The organism is Acinetobacter vivianii, assembly GCF_014635885.1.
Classification (GTDB): domain Bacteria; phylum Pseudomonadota; class Gammaproteobacteria; order Pseudomonadales; family Moraxellaceae; genus Acinetobacter; species Acinetobacter vivianii.
The window spans coordinates 526,480-543,766 of sequence record NZ_BMDR01000002.1; the positions used below are offsets into that span (position 1 = coordinate 526,480).

At 41.3% G+C, this 17,287-nt stretch carries 14 protein-coding genes; 8 read left to right on the forward strand and 6 right to left on the reverse strand.

Features of this window, described 5'->3' with window-relative positions; translation table 11 throughout:
* Positions 1-59: 59 nt before the first annotated feature.
* Entirely contained in the window at positions 60-1,379 is a 1,320-nt protein-coding gene (locus IEV36_RS06195; RefSeq protein ID WP_032864093.1) for a D-alanyl-D-alanine carboxypeptidase PBP6B, read from the reverse strand.
* A gap of 170 nt (positions 1,380-1,549) precedes the next feature.
* Here IEV36_RS06195 and IEV36_RS06200 point away from each other — a divergent pair, with 170 nt between their 5' ends.
* Positions 1,550-3,253, forward strand: coding sequence for a M61 family metallopeptidase (locus IEV36_RS06200; protein WP_005259000.1), 1,704 nt, complete (start codon positions 1,550-1,552; stop codon positions 3,251-3,253).
* A gap of 36 nt (positions 3,254-3,289) precedes the next feature.
* Here IEV36_RS06200 and uraH read toward each other — a convergent pair whose 3' ends face one another.
* Both uraH and IEV36_RS06210 read right to left on the reverse strand, forming a co-directional pair.
* A complete protein-coding gene (gene uraH, locus IEV36_RS06205) occupies positions 3,290-3,694 on the reverse strand; it encodes a hydroxyisourate hydrolase (RefSeq protein ID WP_005258999.1) in 405 nt (134 codons plus the stop codon).
* A gap of 116 nt (positions 3,695-3,810) precedes the next feature.
* Positions 3,811-4,503 (reverse strand): outer membrane protein, encoded by a 693-nt coding sequence (locus IEV36_RS06210; protein WP_005258998.1) that lies wholly within the window; start codon positions 4,501-4,503, stop codon positions 3,811-3,813.
* A gap of 150 nt (positions 4,504-4,653) precedes the next feature.
* On the opposite strand from IEV36_RS06210, the gene IEV36_RS06215 reads away from it, so the two are divergent.
* From IEV36_RS06215 to IEV36_RS06225, 3 genes are all read left to right on the forward strand, one after another.
* A complete protein-coding gene (locus IEV36_RS06215; protein WP_005258997.1) occupies positions 4,654-5,340 on the forward strand; it encodes a heavy metal response regulator transcription factor in 687 nt (228 codons plus the stop codon).
* Positions 5,333-6,700 (forward strand): heavy metal sensor histidine kinase, encoded by a 1,368-nt coding sequence (locus IEV36_RS06220; protein ID WP_005258996.1) that lies wholly within the window; start codon positions 5,333-5,335, stop codon positions 6,698-6,700. The genes IEV36_RS06215 and IEV36_RS06220 overlap by 8 nt, the downstream gene beginning before the upstream one ends.
* A gap of 327 nt (positions 6,701-7,027) precedes the next feature.
* Positions 7,028-9,259, forward strand: coding sequence for an NADP-dependent isocitrate dehydrogenase (locus tag IEV36_RS06225; protein WP_005258995.1), 2,232 nt, complete (start codon positions 7,028-7,030; stop codon positions 9,257-9,259).
* A gap of 133 nt (positions 9,260-9,392) precedes the next feature.
* Here IEV36_RS06225 and IEV36_RS06230 read toward each other — a convergent pair whose 3' ends face one another.
* Entirely contained in the window at positions 9,393-10,196 is an 804-nt protein-coding gene (locus IEV36_RS06230) for a pseudouridine synthase (protein WP_005258993.1), read from the reverse strand.
* A 194-nt stretch (positions 10,197-10,390) separates the two neighbouring features.
* On the opposite strand from IEV36_RS06230, the gene icd reads away from it, so the two are divergent.
* Both icd and IEV36_RS06240 read left to right on the forward strand, forming a co-directional pair.
* Complete coding sequence (gene icd / locus IEV36_RS06235; RefSeq protein WP_004770287.1) at positions 10,391-11,647, forward strand: NADP-dependent isocitrate dehydrogenase; 1,257 nt, start codon at positions 10,391-10,393, stop codon at positions 11,645-11,647.
* Between the two features lie 137 nt (positions 11,648-11,784).
* Positions 11,785-12,405, forward strand: a complete 621-nt coding sequence (locus tag IEV36_RS06240; RefSeq protein WP_005258991.1) for a pentapeptide repeat-containing protein — start codon at positions 11,785-11,787, stop codon at positions 12,403-12,405.
* A gap of 79 nt (positions 12,406-12,484) precedes the next feature.
* Here IEV36_RS06240 and IEV36_RS06245 read toward each other — a convergent pair whose 3' ends face one another.
* Positions 12,485-12,649 carry a DUF1427 family protein gene (locus tag IEV36_RS06245; RefSeq protein WP_081402415.1) on the reverse strand — a complete coding sequence of 55 codons (165 nt, stop codon included), beginning with the start codon at positions 12,647-12,649 and terminating at the stop codon, positions 12,485-12,487.
* A 13-nt stretch (positions 12,650-12,662) separates the two neighbouring features.
* The gene (locus IEV36_RS06250) at positions 12,663-13,274 is read right to left on the reverse strand and encodes a DJ-1/PfpI family protein (RefSeq protein WP_005258986.1); all 612 of its coding nucleotides are present in this window, start codon (positions 13,272-13,274) and stop codon (positions 12,663-12,665) included.
* Between the two features lie 273 nt (positions 13,275-13,547).
* On the opposite strand from IEV36_RS06250, the gene IEV36_RS06255 reads away from it, so the two are divergent.
* Positions 13,548-14,366, forward strand: a complete 819-nt coding sequence (locus tag IEV36_RS06255) for a PhzF family phenazine biosynthesis protein (RefSeq protein ID WP_005258983.1) — start codon at positions 13,548-13,550, stop codon at positions 14,364-14,366.
* A 144-nt stretch (positions 14,367-14,510) separates the two neighbouring features.
* Positions 14,511-17,279 carry a M16 family metallopeptidase gene (locus tag IEV36_RS06260; protein ID WP_005258981.1) on the forward strand — a complete coding sequence of 923 codons (2,769 nt, stop codon included), beginning with the start codon at positions 14,511-14,513 and terminating at the stop codon, positions 17,277-17,279.
* The last annotated feature ends 8 nt before the right edge of the window (positions 17,280-17,287 follow it).

A 17,287-nucleotide genomic window follows, 5' to 3' on the forward strand; every position in this document is an offset into this window, starting at 1 on the left:
GATTATGCCATCCTTTTTTCAATAATGTATGTTTAATCTTGATAAAAATAGTAGGTTTTTTATCCTTGATTTAAAGGATAAAGTTTGGCAGTTTTGCTATCACTGGTCGAAAAGAATGAAAACAGATTTGAGAACCAGATCATAATTTTCTGGAAAATATTGGCTTCTTCAATCTGTACATCATTTTCAATCTGTAAGCTGCGAATCAACTGGTTATTTTGATAGATCGAAATTGTTGCCAGATTCATTGCCTGAGTCAAAGGTGCAGTCAAATGCTGTTCATTCAGTTCAATATTGATACGAGTATTGGTGGTTTGAAGCGGCTCAACAGTCGTGACTTGTTGGTTTGCATCAATCAGATGAATACGTTGGGTAAGTAGATCAAAGCTATTCAAATCAATCGGAGTAGATTGACCATATAACGATGTGGTCACAATTGTCGGTTGCTGAGTTTCGACTTTAAACATTTTCAAGGTTGATTTAATCACAGGCAATTCTGCAATTAGTCTCTGCTTTGGAATCACTTCTTCATCGCGGGTATAGGTATAGGCCAGATTCATCAGTTTATGTGCAACTTCTGCACGTTTTACTGCACTTGGTGTTCCCAATACCACCACAATCAGACGACGTTTCTCGACATGCGGATTGAATGTTGGACGTTCAGCTGTCAGGGCAAGGTTATAGCCCGCCGCCTTGGTATAACCTGTTTTCAGACCGTCGGATGTCGGATCCATTTTCAAGGCAAGGTTAGTGGCATGGTGAAAACGCTGGTTGTAGCTAAAGCTTGGCATTTTTGAATAATACAAATATTCAGGCGTTTCTTTCACAATGGCTTTGGCTAACAGGCTCAGGTCGGCAGCTGTAGAGTAATGGTCGGTCATGGTGATCCCAGCTGGATTGCTGAAATGCGTATCCTTCATTCCCAATGCCTGTGCTTCCTGATTCATCCGCGCGACGAATTGTGGCACGCTGCCAGAAATTTTTTCAGCAAGCGTCACAGCAGCATCATTGGCAGACATTACGATCAGACCTGCTAAAAGCTGATCAACAGAAATCTGTTCACCTGCTTTTAAGTACATTTGTGATTCATCCCACATCACTGTGCTGACTACAGGCGTTGCAGTCAGGACTTCTTCTTTACGTAATTTACCTGCTTCAATCTCTTTTAAAGCGATATAAGCCACCATCATTTTGGTGAGTGAAGCTGGGGCGCGCTGAACATGGCTGTTATGTTCAGCAATGATTTGTCCAGACTGGGCATCGATGATTGACCATGCTTCAGCTTCAACTGTTTCAGGGGCAATGTTCAGTAAGTTTGCATGTGCGAGATTTGCACAAACGAGACTAAACAACGTAAAGAGAGAGAGGAGAAATTTCACGTGCATACCTTGTATTGCCGATCCAGTGGCCTTAAATGTGAGAGGAGAATGCTATGACTTTTTTGTTGAAGAATCCAGCAACTTTTGCTGACAATTATGACATCTGCGCATGACTTTGTAAAAAAATGCTAAGCTGTGTGAAACCGTTCCTATTTTCATGATTAGAAATTATGTTGCACTATCAAATTGAGTTCGACGATTATCGCCAGCACCTGATTCATGTCACCTTACGTTTTCTAGCCAATCCCAATCAAGAGTTGTGGTTACCAACCTGGATTCCTGGAAGCTATCTGATTCGGGAATTTTCCAAGCATATTGAGTCGGTGAAAGCCTCTGATGAAGCAGGGCGTTTACTGAATATTAAAAAAACCGAGAAGAATCGCTGGCGTTTATTCAATACCGATCATGAACTGATTACTGTTGAATATGACGTTTATGCCTATGATTTATCGGTGCGTGGTGCCTATGTCGATCAGACCCGTTTCTATGTTAATCCCGCATGTATCTGTTTGGGTCTGCAAGATCAGGAACATGCACCTTGTGAAGTTGAAATTTTCCTGCCAGATGAATTAAAGCATTTCCAGATCGCAACAGGTTTACCAAGTAAGAGTCTAGTCAAAGGACGCTTTACTCTAAAAGCAGACAACTATGATCAATTGATTGATAGTCCGTTTGAACTGGCAGAGCAGAGCCGATTCAGCTTTGATGCGAACGGGATTCCTCATGAGTTTGTGATTTCGGGCAACCACACGACCAATATGGGCCGTTTAGAGGCAGATATTAAAAAGATCTGTCAGACTGAAATTGATATGTTCGGTTCAGCGCCATTCCAGAACTATACCTTTATGACCATGGCGACTGGAAATAGTTATGGTGGTCTGGAACATTGTAATAGCACCAGCCTGATTACACCGCGCGACGATTTGCCAAAAGCAGATGAAGCCGAAGAACCTTCTAAAGATTATCAACGTTTCTTGGGTTTATGTAGCCATGAGTATTTCCACTCATGGTTAGTCAAATTTATTCGCCCTGAAAACTTTGCCAATTATGATTTACATAAAGAGGGATATACCAGCTTATTGTGGATCTTTGAGGGTTTTACCTCTTATTATGATGACCTGATTTTATTGCGCAGCGGTGTGATTTCACAGAAGTCTTATCTGGATCTCCTAAAAGCACAGCTTGACCGTTATTTGCAGAATCCGGGCCGTTTAATTCAATCGGTTTCAGAGTCGAGTTTTGATGCTTGGATCAAGTTCTACCGTCAGGATGAAAACTCAAATAATGCAGGCACCAGTTACTATAACAAAGGCAGTTTAGTGGCACTTTGTTTAGATTTGGGCTTACGTTTACGTGGTTCAAATCTGGATGCCTTAATGCGTCGTTTATATGAAAATACACAACAAGGTATTCAGGTTAATGAACGAACCATTTTTGAATTATGTAATGAGCTGACAGGTGATAACTGGATTGAGCAAATCAACCACTTGATCAACACCACCGATGAATTACCACTCGATCAGTTGTTCCCAGAGTTTGGATTGAGTTATACGCTTAAAAATGACAAGGCTTTGGCTTTTGGTTTGAAAGTGGTAGATAAAGCAGAAGGCGTGGTGGTACAGCAAGTGCGTCGTGATAGCGCAGCCGCTCAAGCAGGTTTATCTGCAAATGATGTGATCCTTGCGATTAATGGTGTGAAGGCTTCCGAGAAGCTTTTAGCCAAGTATGCAAAACAACAAGGCACATTTACGGTCTATGCATTCCGTCGTGATGAGCTTTTACAATTTGAACTTCAAGCGGGTGAAAGTGAATTGACCACGGTTGAATTAAAAGTCGAAGACCAGCAAAAAGTTGATCGCTGGTTGAAGGGTTAAGAATAGATAAAAAGGACGCGACAAGCGTCCTTTTTATTAGCTACCACGATAAGTCGAATAACCATAAGGGCTGAGCAGTAATGGAATATGATAGTGCGGTAAAGTGCCGTCAACTTCAAAAATAACTGGAATTTCAGGAAAAAAACTACTTTGCTTTTGCGCTTTATACCAGTCACCTGTTTTAAACGTCACTTTATAAACACCTGATTTTAATTGTTGTTGCGTCGGATAAAGCGCAGTAATTCGTCCATTCTGATCAGTTTTGGCCTGATTGATTTTTACCCACTGGTTTTTTTGTTGTGCTTCGAGCACAACGGTGACATCAGTAGCAGGTAGACCATTTTGCTGATTGAGAACATGCACACTCAATGGATTGGATGCTGCTGCAAACAAGCTGTTTGAAGCCGATAGTGCGGCGATGGCGAATAGATTTTTATACATCGCAATATTCCACCTTTCTTGATTAATATTTTGGTATGTATTGCCATCAGATGTTGTGAGGGCAATACATGGGATAAGAGCGCAAAAAAGGCACTGCTGATCGGTGCCTTTCAAATTTAGAATGAGTATCTTGCACCGAGATAGAACTCACTTGAATAAAGATGTGCTTTCATCTGCTCATCTTGCAAGTTACGTGCATTGGTAAAGTTATTTAAACCGCTATCAGCTTTACCCAAGTCGACATAACGGTAGCCCAAATCAAGGTTTAGGTTATCAATTGCTTTATAACTCGCACCCGCACCTACGCTATACACCAGTTGGGTTTCGGTATTTGAAAGATATTGGCGAGAGGCGTTACCTTGCCAGCCTGAAGATTCTGTACGTGCAACACCTAATCCGAGATTGCCGTATACGGCGACATTTTGCATGACTTCAAAATCACGATAAGCATTCAGCATCAGGCGCTGCGTCTCGACTTTATGATGGTTAAGACTGGTTGGAAAGTTGGTTGAACCGCTGGTAAATTCTGCATCATTTTTAAAGGTATATTCTCCTTCGGTACGCCAGCCATTGCCAAAGTCATAACCGAACCCCAGTGATGCATTGGTTAAATCTTTTTGATCGTCACCTGAGACAAATTTGCCAATCCCTGGGCGTAAGCTGGTTTCCATATTGTCAGCTTTGAGTTGGGCTGCCGCGACTTTTGCTGAGAGATAATAGCCAGAAAGAGCAGCATCTTGAGCATAGCTTAATGAGCCAGTCACAAGTAAAACAGAGCCAATAGCGAAGCGGGTAAATCCTTTGTCCATATGCAATTTTCCAAAATTCGTGAAGGAGTGTTTGGTGATAAAAATCTTTATTTCCTCAGCATATGGTAGGAAGAAATGCATCTGCTCATGATGACAATTGAATTACCGATTTGTAATCTTTGCGCTGAATAAAAAAGGTTAAGATGTGGAATGCATATTTTAATTGTCGAAGATGAATCCAAAATTGCGCAGTTTTTGGCAAAAGGATTAAATGAATCAGGCTATACCAGTGCGATCGCAAAAGATGGCATGGAGGCTTTGTCACGGTTGCAAGATGAAGCTTTTGATTTATTAATTCTGGATGTGATGTTGCCGAAACTGGATGGCTGGCAAGTGTTGCAGACGCTCCGTACATTTTCAAAAATCCCTGTGCTCATGCTCACGGCTAAAGATCAGGTCATGGATCGAGTGAAAGGTCTGGAATTGGGAGCAGATGACTATCTGGTTAAGCCATTTTCATATATCGAATTATTGGCGCGAATCAAAAGTTTATTACGTCGTGTTCCCAAGATTGAACAAGAAATTTATAGCATTGCCAATCTCAGCCTGAATCGTTTAAGTCGGGAAGTCCATCGTGCAGAGATTAAAATTGATTTAACTGCTAAAGAGTTTGTGCTGTTGCAATTGTTGATACAGCATCGTGGTGAGGTGTTAACCCGCACGCAAATTGCCTCTATGGTCTGGAATATTAACTTTGATACCGACACCAATGTGGTCGATGTCGCGATACGTCGTCTACGTGCAAAGATTGACGACCATTTTTCTCCCAAGCTGATTTATACAGTTCGGGGAATGGGCTATAAAGTTGATTTAAAAGAAGACCATGCTGATGAATAGATTGTCTTTGGCTTCGCGTTTGAGAATCGCGTTTAGCCTGATTTCATGTGTGGTTTTTATCAGTATTGGGACATTGTCTTATCAAAGTTTTCGTGAAATGGTCTATATCCAGCAAGACAAAGCACTTGCCGCACGGATCAAGCGCATGGAAGTGTTTTTGACAGATGCTTATACCGTTCAGATCTTGGGCAAATACCCTAAACTTTATGAAAATATGGTTGGGCATGAGGACAGTATTTTTATTGTCAAAGAAGCCGGTAAAGACCTGATTCGAATCAATCCGTTAAACATCAAAATCCCGAGCTTAAATTATTCCAGTAAAATCCAGTTTACCAATAATAGCCCTGAACAGCCAACGACACGGCTTGCATTTCAATCGGTACAACATGGCGATCAGCATTATCAATTGATTGCAGGTCAACAATGGTATGCCGCGAATCAAACCCTGAAGCAATATTTTTGGAAAATCGCCTTTTATACTGGGCTGGGCATTCTATTATCGAGTTTATTGGGTTTTATGGTCGGGCATTACATGTTCCGTTCGATGCGGGCATTGATTGCAGAAACCAGTAAAATCAACGTGCAAAAACTCAATCAGCGTATTCAGATCGAGACCACAAATACCGAGGTACAGCAACTCAGCAATGCAATGAATGAGATGCTGGATAAAATTCAGCAGGATTATCAAAAGCTGGCACAGTTTTCTGAAGATATTGCGCATGAATTGAGAACGCCGCTCAATAATTTGATGGGCCAAACACAGATTTTGCTGTCTCAACCTCGTCAAATTGAGGAACTGGAAAATCTCCTGTATTCGCACTTGGAAGAGTACGAAAGACTGACCAAAATGATTGAGAGCATGCTATTTATTGCACGTTCTGAATATACGGAAGCAGGGCTTGAGAAAAGCAGCGTAGATATCGTGCAATTGATTCGGGATGTGACGGATTATTTTGATTATCTGATCGAAGAACGGCAGATGAGCTTGATGCTTCAACTTCCTGATGAAATGAATTTGAGAGTGAATGAAGCCCTTATCCAGCGTGCGATTGCGAATTTAATCAGTAACGCGGTTGTCTATGGTGTAGAAAAGGGACGAATTACTTTAGAGGTAAAACGGGAACAGACTGATTGTGTGATTCGTATTGTGACGCATGACATCTGGATTGAAGAAAAACATTTGCCTTATCTCTTTGACCGTTTTTATCAAATTGATGAGAGTCGACATAACAGAGCACAAACAGGTGGGCTGGGACTCGCGATTGTTCAATCCATCATGCAACTGCATGGTGGTTGTACTGAAGTTGAAAATCAGACAGCAGGTGTTGCATTTACGTTGAGACTACCACTAAAGAATTAACCTAAGTTTCATAAAATTCTGACAAAATAAGGCACATTTGTAGGTAAACACCTATTTGTTTGCTAAATGATCAGTTTGCTGGGCATTTTCAGCTCGCTAACGCTTTGGTAGTTGAAAAGGCAACATTTGGCCCAAATTATATGAACTAACAGTATCTATTATATAAAATTGTAGTATTTTTTAGCGAAATGTCGTTATCACGGGATAGGGCGTTGACTAGTATGCTATGAAGACTGATACTCTCAAGTTTGTTTTAAGCAAATCGGTTCTAGGAACTGGGCCACAAGCGCAGTTTTCCATAACTCAATCCAACACAAGGGGCTATATATGGCTGGTGGAAAGTCAAAAATCATTTATACACTGACTGATGAGGCGCCGTTATTGGCGACCTATTCATTGCTACCGATCATTGAGACCTTTACCAAGCCTGCTGGCATCGATATTGTGAAAAGTGATATCTCAGTTGCAGCACGTGTACTTGCAGAATTTTCAGATTACCTTAAAGATGAACAAAAGGTAAACAACAACCTTGCGGAGTTAGGTCGTCTTACGCAAGACCCAGATACAAACATCATTAAACTTCCAAACATCAGTGCTTCTGTTGCTCAGTTAACCGCATGTATCAAAGAGCTCCAGTCGAAGGGCTATGCGATTCCTGATTATCCAGAAAATCCAGCAACTGAAGAAGAGAAAGAACTTAAGGCGCGTTATGGTAAATGCCTTGGTTCAGCAGTAAACCCAGTATTGCGTGAAGGTAACTCTGACCGCCGTGCACCAGCTGCTGTGAAAAACTATGCGAAAAAACACCCGCACTCAATGAGCGAGTGGAAACAATGGTCACAAACTCACGTTTCTCACATGGATGAAGGCGACTTCTACCACGGTGAAAAATCAATGACTTTAGACCGTGCGCGTAATGTGAAAATGGAGCTCATCACTAAGTCTGGTGAAACGATTGTGCTTAAGCCAAAAGTTGCACTTCAGGATGGTGAAATCATCGATTCAATGTTCATGAGCAAGAAAGCGCTTTGCGATTTCTATGAGAAAGAACTTGAAGACTGTCGTGAAGCGGGCATCCTGTTCTCATTACACGTAAAAGCAACCATGATGAAAGTATCACACCCGATCGTATTCGGTCACTGTGTGAAAATTTACTACAAAGATGCTTTCGAAAAACACGGCAAATTATTTGACGAGTTAGGCATCAACGTAAATAACGGTATGGCGGGTCTTTACGAGAAGATCGAAACTTTACCGACTTCACTTCGTGAAGAAATTATCGAAGATTTACATGCTTGCCAAGAACACCGTCCTGCACTTGCAATGGTTGATTCTGCAAAAGGCATCACGAACTTCCACTCACCAAATGATGTGATTGTAGATGCATCTATGCCTGCAATGATCCGTGGTGGCGGTAAAATGTGGGGTGCTGACGGCAAACCTTACGACTGTAAAGCAGTTATGCCTGAATCAACTTTCGCGCGTATTTATCAGGAAATGATCAATTTCTGTAAGTGGAATGGTAATTTCGACCCACGTACCATGGGTACTGTACCTAACGTTGGTTTGATGGCGCAGAAAGCAGAAGAATACGGTTCACACGACAAGACTTTCGAAATTTCAGAAGCAGGCGTTGCCAACATCACAGATCTAGACACTGGCGAAGTGTTGATGAGCCAAAATGTGGAAGAAGGCGACATCTGGCGTATGTGTCAGGTGAAAGACGCACCGATTCGTGACTGGGTGAAACTTGCAGTAACACGTGCACGTAACTCTGGCATGCCAGCAATCTTCTGGTTAGACCCATACCGTCCACACGAAAATGAATTGATCAAGAAAGTTGAAAAATACTTGAAAGATCATGACACAGCAGGTCTTGATATCCAGATCATGTCACAAGTACGTGCAATGCGTTATACGCTTGAGCGTGTAGCACGTGGTTTAGATACAATTTCTGTGACTGGTAACATCTTACGTGATTACTTAACTGACTTGTTCCCGATCATGGAATTGGGTACTTCAGCGAAAATGTTGTCAATCGTGCCGTTAATGGCGGGTGGCGGCATGTATGAAACAGGTGCGGGTGGTTCAGCGCCGAAACATGTTCAGCAGTTGGTAGAAGAAAACCACTTACGTTGGGATTCTCTTGGTGAGTTCCTTGCGTTAGCTGTTTCTTTAGAAGAGCTTGGTCTTAAAGAAGACAATAACCGTGCGAAATTGCTTGCGAAGACACTTGATCAGGCAACAGGTAAACTTCTTGATAATGACAAGTCTCCATCACGTCGTACAGGTGAGCTTGATAACCGCGGTAGTCACTACTACTTGGCATTGTACTGGGCTCAAGCATTGGCTGCTCAAGACGAAGATGCTGAGTTAAAAGCGAAGTTTGCGCCTCTTGCAAAAGCACTTGCTGAAAATGAAGAGAAGATCGTTGCTGAGCTTGCTCAAGTACAAGGTCAATCTGCTGATATCGGTGGTTACTATGCAATTGATCCTGCAAAAGTAAACGCAGTAATGCGTCCAAGTGCTACGCTTAATGCAACACTTGAAACAGCTTAAGTTTAAATATTACTGACAGTTTTGTTGGTAGTAAAAAGCCGATGTGAAAGCATCGGCTTTTTTGTGTATGAGAATTCAGATGATTCCCATAAAAAAAGCCCACTTCCGTGGGCTTTAAAATAATCTCTAAAGATTAACGACCATTACGGCTACGACCGCGTGGTGCTTTGGTGTTTGGACGCGTCGTACCATTGGTCTTACGACGTGGCTTTTCGCTTTCATCCATTTGCCAGATACGCTTGGAGCCTGATTTTTTCTTGTCACCGTCTTTTTTATCACCTTCTTTCTTCTTCTGGTGCATAGGCTTACCGCCCGTGCCACCTGGTTTTTTCACATAAGAGCGAGAGCGATAAGGTTTATCTTCAGGTAGGTCTTTAAAATCAGGATAAAGTAACGGTTCAATTTCAGTTTGCTCACCAGGTTGTAAGCCTAGACGAATCAGATCGATTGCACCGATTTTAGTACGAATCAAACGTAATGTTGGGAAACCCACAGCAGCAGTCATACGACGCACCTGACGGTTACGACCTTCACAAATTTGTAGTTCAATCCAGCTGGTCGGGATATTGGCGCGGTAACGTACTGGTGGATCACGTTCCCATAACCATTCTGGTTGATCTACTTTCAGCGCTTTTGCCGGTAAAGTCATACCATCAGCCAGTTCTACACCTTTGCGAAGTTGCTCTAATGCTTCTTCTGTTACATCGCCATCGACTTGCGCAAGATAGGTTTTAAATTTCTTATTGGCTGGATTGGTAATGTATTGATTCAGACCGCCGTGATCCGTCAGGAAGGTTAAGCCTTCTGAGTCGAGATCAAGTCGGCCCGCAAGACGTAAATCAGGATCATGGATAAAGTGAGAAAAGGTGAGGTGAGCGGAATCCTCACGGAACTGTGACAAAACGTCATAAGGTTTATTAAATACGACTATTTTCATATCTGTATACTGCTTTGGCTATGGGCGGCATCATAACAATAAAGGTTTTTATTTAATGGGAAAATGTTGTTATTTCCCGTATAAATCTCAAAAAAACCAGTTTTGAACTAAACTGTTTCATGTAATAAAAAACGAAAAGCATGCCATAGAAGGCATAGACATAATCATTAAATACATGAGGGAGAACCTGCAAAATGGGTTATCAGAAGATCGTGGTTCCTGCAGACGGAGACAAAATCACAGTAAATGCAGACCTGTCACTGAATGTTCCAAATCGTCCGATCATTCCTTTTATTGAAGGTGATGGTATTGGTGTGGATATTACACCAGCAATGAAAGCAGTAGTAGATGCCGCCGTGCTAAAAGCTTATGGTGGCAAACGTTCGATCGAATGGATGGAAGTCTACTGCGGTGAGAAAGCAGACAAAATTTACGGCAGCTATATGCCCGAAGAAACTTTTGATGCTTTACGCGAGTTTATTATATCAATAAAAGGCCCTTTAACCACACCTGTAGGTGGTGGAATTCGTTCTTTAAATGTCGCATTGCGTCAGGAACTTGATTTATATGTCTGTGTGCGTCCAGTCCGCTGGTTTAAAGGTGTGCCTTCTCCGGTACAACATCCTGAACTGACCGATATGGTGATCTTCCGTGAAAACTCGGAAGATATCTATGCGGGGATTGAATGGAAAGCGGACTCTCCTGAAGCGAGAAAAGTGATTAAATTCCTACAGGAAGAAATGGGTGTAACCAATATTCGTTTTCCGAAAGAGTGTGGAATCGGGATTAAACCCGTGTCTAAAGAAGGTTCTCAGCGTTTAGTTCGTAAAGCGATTCAGTTCGCGATTGATAACGATAAACCTTCTGTGACCTTGGTTCACAAAGGCAACATCATGAAATACACCGAAGGTGCGTTTAAAGAGTGGGGCTATGAACTTGCGATGGAACGTTTTGGTGGACAGTTGCTGGATGGCGGGCCTTGGGTAAAAATTAAAAATCCAAAAACAGGCAAAGATATCATTATTAAAGATGTGATTGCTGATGCATTCTTACAGCAAATTTTAATGCGTCCAGCAGATTATTCTGTCATTGCCACACTGAACCTAAATGGCGACTATATTTCCGATGCACTTGCAGCCGAAGTGGGAGGGATTGGCATTGCACCAGGTGCCAATATTGGTGGTGCAATTGCCGTATATGAAGCAACGCATGGCACAGCACCCAAATATGCAGGACAGGATAAAGTGAATCCCGGTTCGATTATTTTATCTGCGGAAATGATGCTGCGTGATATGGGCTGGACAGAAGCTGCAGATTTAATTATTACGGGGATTTCAGGTGCGATCTCTGCTAAAACTGTGACCTATGATTTTGAACGTCTCATGTCAAATGCAACTTTGCTACGCTGTTCAGAGTTCGCACAAGCTATTATTGAGCACATGGAAGATTGATAATTTGTTTTCACAAGAAGAGCGGTTTTTTCCGCTCTTTTTATGTGATCAAGCATGAAAGATGTGATGAAAAAAGCATGTACAAATCTGAATGCATGGCATATTTTTAAATCTTCTAAAATAAAAAATTGAGCATCATGGCTGAAAGAAAATATGGTGAAGCTGCACCTAAAACGACAGACAGCATTGCCAGTTTAGATTGGTATGAGCAAGTACTCAGTAACCAAAAATATGAGCGTACTTTATTTGTCGATTTAGACATGTCTGAGGCTCACAGCACTGGTGCAGTATTTAATGAATGTACTTTTCGCCGTGCACGCTTCAATGGTTCAACTCATCAAAGTAGTGCTTTTATCAATTGTACCTTTGCCTTCTGTAATTTCTTTGATAGTAAATTTACTGACTGTAAGTTTGTGGGCAGCATGTTTAGTGATTGCCAGTTTCATCATATGCGGGTCGAAGACAGTGACTGGGCTTTTGTTGGATTGCCGGGTGCTGATTTAGAAAAAGCTTCTTTTCTTCGAACGCGTTTAAGAGAGGCCGATTTGACAGGGGCACGATGTCATGGAAGTTCAGTTCGAGAGAGCGACTTATCGGGTGCATGGTTGCACAGCGCAGATTTTACCGAGTGTGATTTAAGAGGCAGTGATTTGAGTGCATTAGATCCGAAAGAGACTCAAATTAAAGAGGCGATTATTAACCTTGATCAAACTTTAATGATTGCAGAAAATTTAGGTTTTGATGTCCGAATTGACTAGGATCGTTGAATGATTTTTTGCTCAAAATGAGTGGTTTTGAGCCACTCATGTTTGGGGAGATTGAATAAAAATTGCTGCTTTAAGAGAAATAAAGTCGAATAAAAGGGATGAATTGCTCACCAATTACGATGCCCAATAAACCCAGTAAAGCAACAATTGGCGGTGCAGGCGCTTTGACATCTAAAACGTAATACAACACACCGACCAATATACCTACTGCAAGTGATAACAGGTAAATCTTCATAAACTACGCTTGATCAGTCCGCTTTTACTTTACAGAAGTGATCAATTTCAGGATTACAATTCCAGATATATTCAGCTTCTTCGGCACAAAGTTGCGCCATTTTTTCGCCTTGTGTATCACGAATAAAAGCAAGGGTCATATCCATACCAGCACTTACACCCGATGAGGTGTAAAATTTCCCATCAATTACCCAGCGTGCCTGAGCTTGCCAGCGCACTTTATCATTGAGTTTTTGCACAAACTCAAACGCCATTTTATTGGAAGTCGCCTGAACGCCATCTAGTACACCCGTCGCAGCCAGCAAAGAACTTCCTGTGCAAATGGTCAGTACATGTCCACTGTGCAGCGCAAGCGTTTTTAATTGATCTAGAAGTGGCTGATTCTGGATTAAATCAAAGGTGACAATTCCGCCTGGAACCAACAAAATACTGTGTTGATTGACGGTCATGTCTTTAAATGGCTGTGTTTGCAGTATGACACCATGTTTGTTGGAGATCAGTCCACCATTCAGGCTATAAAATTGCACTTGATAATGTTCTTGCAGCAAACCGAATAATTCGACAGGCCCCATAATATCGAGGGTTTCAAAGTCTTCAAATACAATGGCATTAACAGGAATACGCATTTCTTTTCTCGCTAGTTTCATCTGCGTACTACCATAGAGAGCTGTGAATTTTTGTTTGTGAATATTATGTATGGCTTATTTTGAATTATGCTAAATCATTGGACTTTTTACCTGATCTGTTAGCAAGCGGATGCTGATTTTGGTTTGTTTTTTAGGCATTTAGTAGCTTATTAAGACAAAATAATGGGTGTATCGTAAATTTAGAAAAATCTGTATCTATCATTTATCAAGCAGATGTTCAAAATGATGGAAAAATAGAGCGAGCGTTATGCCATGAAGATGTATCAAGTTGATGCTTTTACCCAAGAATTATTTAAAGGAAATCCAGCAGCCGTTATCGTAGTAGATGAATGGTTGGAACAGCAGTTGATGCAGAATATTGCAATGGAAAATAATCTTTCCGAGACTGCTTTTGTAAAGACAATTGATGAGAGTAATTACGAGATTCGCTGGTTTTCACCTTTAGAAGAAGTTGCTTTTTGTGGGCATGCCACCTTAGCCAGTGCTTTTGTACTTTTTAAGGATTTTACTCAAGCAACAACGATTCAATTTCATGTACGTGATCTGGGTATTTTTATCGTTAGCCAAGATGCTGATGGAAAAATCAAAATGAACTTCCCGATTCGTAGAGCAGAGCAAGTGTCTGACTACCCGTCAGAACTACGTGAAGGGTTGTCAAAACCATTCAAAGCCGTCTATTGCAATCCTCAAGCTTATATTATTGAATATGAAACGGTACAGGATGTATTGGATGAACAACCTAATCTGGAAGTATTAAAACGCTTAGGTAAAGTCAGGACAGCGATTACAGCCTCTCAACCTGATGTAGCGATTACAGCGCGAGGTGAGGGGAAATTTGATTGTGTTTCTCGTTACTTTGCACCTGCAATTGGGATTGATGAAGACCCTGTAACAGGTTCTATTCATACTGCGATTGTGCCGCTATGGGCCGAGAAGTTGAACCAGACGCGACTCGTGGCTTTTCAGGCGTCAGCACGCGGTGGAATTTTAGACTGTGTGATTGTATCTGATGAACGGATCGAAATTTCAGGTTATGCAAAATTGTATATGCAGGCTGAACTGGCAATCTGATTTTTAGCTTAAATTGTGCAAAAACAAAGATAAAAGCTGTTTAAATAAACAGCTTTTTTCAAAACGTAACTATTAAAAATGCGAATCATTCTCTACCATAGCTTGTCTGTATGATTTAAATCACCATAAATACTTGGATAAATTATGTTAATGCGCTTTAAGCAGCTTACTCTCTCGCTTTGTTTGATTGGGTTGAGTGCGACGTCTTGGTCTCAGACAGTGCTCGTAAAAAGTGAAAAAAATATTGAAGAATATAAATTAGATAATGGTTTCAGAGTTATTCTTGCGCCAAACGATAAAGAAAATAAAGTCTATGTAAATACAGTTTACCTGACGGGCTCACTGAATGACCCAAAAGGTAAAGGCGGGCTGGCACATCTATTAGAACACTTGGCTTTTAAAGGGACTCAAAACGTTAAAGGTGAAGAGTTTCAGCGCCGTTTAGATCAATATACCTTGATGACCAATGCCAGTACGGATTATTACTCAACCAAATACTTAAACATTGTTCGTCCTGAAAAAAATGCACTGAATGAAATTCTGTATCTCGAATCTGAGCGTATGGATAAATTGGTGTTGCAAGAAAAATTTGTTCCCTCTGAAATTGAAATCGTAAAACGTGAACGTGAAATCCGTATGGATCAGCCGTTTGCAGTTTTAATAGATCAGGTGTGGAAAGCCGCATATGGCAACCAGTATTTAGGTCGTTTACCGATTGGTGACTTACCCGAATTAAAATCAATTCAGTTGAATGAACTGAATCAGTTCTATAAGACCTGGTATGCGCCGAATAATGCGGTCATGGTCATTTCTGGTAAATTTGATAAAACCGAAGTATTAAATAAGATTGATCAGTATTTCAGTCCAATTCCTGCACGCGCCGTACCTGCTCAGGTGAAAGTGCCAGTTCTTGATGCGAGTAAGATTGAACAACGTCAATTTACCGTGAAAAAGGGCAGTGATCTGGCCAAATTCCATATTTATATGAATGGAAAAAATACCGAATTACAACCGATTCTGGCACTCGCACCTTCTCTCTATACCATGCAGCCTAGCGGGCCTTTATATAAAAATATGGTCGAGACAGGCATCAGTACCGCAGTTCAATCTGCGACATGGTTAGATCAGGACTTTAACGTGGTGTTTATGGGCGCAGTTTATGCACCAAGCCATGATCCCAAAAAAGTTGATGATGCCTTGAAAACTGGCGTGGAAAATAGCCAGCCATTTACCGAGGCCGAATTACAGCGCATTAAGAATATTACCCAGAATACGGCTGATACCATTGCCAATGATGCGGTGGCTTTAGGTTCACGTCTCAGTGACTACGCTGTATCTTCTCAGGGACAATGGGATCAATATTTCAAGGATTTAAAGACAGTTCAAGCATTAAAGCTAAAAGATACCAATGAAACGCTCAAAGCGTTTTTAACCGCTTCACATCGTATTTCTGGTGATATTTTGCCAACGCCAGAAGATCAAAAGAAAGCGATGACTTTGAAGGCTGAAGAGAAGCCAAAAACTTTAGATCAAAGCAATGAACAGCCTGAACCTTTAAAAGATCCGAATGTCTATAAGCAGGAAGTGACCCAGTTTATGGCACAGTCTGCTCAGCAATTGCAGAAAAATGAGCAGAAGATCCAGCGTGGTGAGTTGAAGAATGGCATTCGCTATGCTTTATTCCCAACTGCAACCCGTGACGATAAAACCTATGCCACGATTAGTCTGGATTTTGGTGATGAAAAAGCGTTATTTGGTAAAGGTGTAACGCTGGATTTAACCAGTTACCTGATGTTGCGTGGTTCAGAAAAGCATACTTTGCAAGAAATTACCGATAAAGCAATTGCTGCTAGTGGTGGTGCATCTGTTAGCTCAAATGGCAATGGTTTTACCATCGTGGTTCAGGCGAAAAAAGACAAGTTTGAAGACTTCTTTAATTTTATTGTCGATGTATTGAAGCAGCCAAAATTCTCACAAACAGAATTTGATCTTGCCAAAAATCAAAGTTTATCTGTACTCGATCGTCCTTATACCGAGCCTGCAGTTGTGGCTTCGATGACGCTCTCTAAAATTCTGGAAATCTATCAACCCGGCGATTTGCGTTATCACTTCGAACCTGATTTCACGAAAAAACAGATCAGTGATGTGACTCAACCGCAAGTGAAGCAATTCTATGATCAATTCTTTGTGACTGATCATGCACAGATTGCAGTGACGGGTGATTTTGATGCCAAAAAAATGCAAAAAACCTTACAAAAAGCATTTGGCTCTTGGAAAGCAAAACAGCCTTATACCAAAGTAACAGGTCAATATACGGTTTATAAAGCACAGAAAGTGAATGCTTTATCGGAACAGCGTGAATTTGGTAGTTACCAAAGTGTGTTGGCGCTGCCAGTCGGTTCTTATCATGCAGATGCACCAGCGTTAATTATCTTGAGCCATATTTTGGGTAACTCGCAGCTTTCATCGCGTTTGGCACAAGAGTTACGTGAGAAAAATGCCTTGGTCTATGGTTTTGGCAGTGGTTTGGACTTAGATCCAGATATCAATGATGGTACGTTAAGTGTTACTGCAAACTATACTTCTGGACGTTCGGCGCAAGTATCGCAATCGGTACATAAAGTCTTGAATGAGCTGTTAAGCAAAGGCGTGACTGAGCAGGAAGTTGAAGCGGCGAAAGCAGACATCATGAAAAAACGCGTCACAGCTTTGGAAGATGAACGTAATATTCATGGCATGTTGACAGGTCAGTTAGAGCGCAACAAAACCTTGCTGGATCGCGCTGAACGTGATCAGGAACTTGCCAAATTGACCAAAGAAGATGTGAATGCAGCAATCAAGAAATACATTAAACTTGATCAGTTTGTCGAAGTAATGGCAGATCAGTATGGTCAGCCTCAAAACTTGAAATAAGCAAACAA